This window comes from Mesorhizobium sp. M7A.F.Ca.US.005.03.2.1 (assembly GCF_003997795.1).
Taxonomy (GTDB): Bacteria; Pseudomonadota; Alphaproteobacteria; order Rhizobiales; family Rhizobiaceae; genus Mesorhizobium; species Mesorhizobium ciceri.
In genome coordinates this window covers 1-1323 of record NZ_RZRP01001229.1, presented here as the reverse complement: position 1 = coordinate 1323, position 1323 = coordinate 1, and the positions used below count along the sequence as shown (strand labels likewise).

The following is a 1323-nucleotide window of genomic DNA, read 5'->3' as shown; positions in this document are numbered from 1 at the left end:
GTGTAGCCTTGTCTTGACGGTTTGCGGCCGCACGCCGAGGAGGTCGGCGGTCTCTTCGATGCTCAGCCCCTCGATCACCCGCGCCACGAACACCGTCCGGTAGACGTCGGGAAGGCTGTCGGTGGCCTGTTCGACCAGTTGGAGGATCTGCCGTTGCGCCATTGTCCGTTCCGGATCGTCGCTGGGATTGAGGGGAAACCGGATGATCTCGGCTTGCGGATTTTCCGGCAGCGCCACCGTTTTGCGTCTTTTGCGCAGCCGGCCGAGCGCCTCGTTGATGACGATGCGCGATAGCCATGTGGCGAGCGAGGAGTCGCCGCGAAACGCATCGAGATGGGCGAAGGCCTTGACGTATGCCTCCTGCACGATGTCCTCGGCCTCGCTGTCATTGCGCACGACGCCGCGCGCGATCCGGTAAAGCCGCTGATTGTGTGTCTTGATGATGGTGCGGAAGGCGTCGCCGTCGCGCGCCAGCGCGCGGTGCACAAGCTGCATCTCGCCTGGCACAGCGGAAGGCACGGCCGTCAACACAGCAGGCATGGCAAGTTTCCTCAACCCAATCTCCGAACCAGGATCTCGATTGGGAGATTGGACGCTGTCGCCGGCAAAAGGTTCCCGAAGATTTTCTGCCGGGTCCGGCGGCCGCTACACTACAGTGCGAGCGAAGGCTTGTCAGGCAGCCTGCAGGCGCGCCGTGGCCGCCAACAGATCGGTCTGGGTGATCAGCCCGAGAATCCGCTTGTCGTCGTCGACGATGATGACCGCATGGCTGCGGCCGTCGGTGAGGACGGGCAGCAGACCCATGGCGGCGACGCCGGCGGCGGCTGTTGCCGCGGGCGTTAAGACGGATCCAACCGTCCCCGAGGCCTGGGTGAGTTCGCGCAACCCCACCGTGCCTGCCAGCCTGGCTTCCGCATTGACGACCGGCAAGGTGCGGATGTTGTGGTCAAGCAGCAATTGGCGCGCCGCGTCGGTGGAGGTGTGAGCATCGACCGAGATCACATCGCGCGACATGATGTCCTCGCACAGAAGGGTCTTGTGCGCGCGCACCATCGCCTGCAATTCGACCTGCCGCAGCAGCCGGTCGAGATCGTTGCGATCGATATCGAACGTCTCGTCGAGTGCGCCAAGCGCGGCATCGATGTCTTCCGACCGAAAGCCCACGCGCAGCTGCGCCGGCAGATCGCCGGTGCCGTGGCTGTTTGCCGGCGCCGCAACCGGCACATGCGGATAATTGCGCCGGGCCAGCCTGTGGAAGCCGTAGCCGAGCGCCACCAGCAGGATCGAGTTCAGCGCCACCGGCACGAATGGAAACAGGAAGCC

The 1323-nt window shown here is 64.7% G+C and carries 2 protein-coding genes; both read right to left on the bottom strand.

Translation table 11 applies throughout. The features are described from left to right. On the bottom strand, nt 1-540 hold a 540-nt coding region (locus tag EN991_RS36530; RefSeq protein WP_127370539.1), incomplete at its 3' end, for an RNA polymerase sigma factor. 132 nt (nt 541-672) lie between these two features. Continuing rightward, the coding region (locus EN991_RS36525) for a CBS domain-containing protein (protein WP_127370538.1) at nt 673-1323 on the bottom strand (651 nt) is incomplete at its 5' end.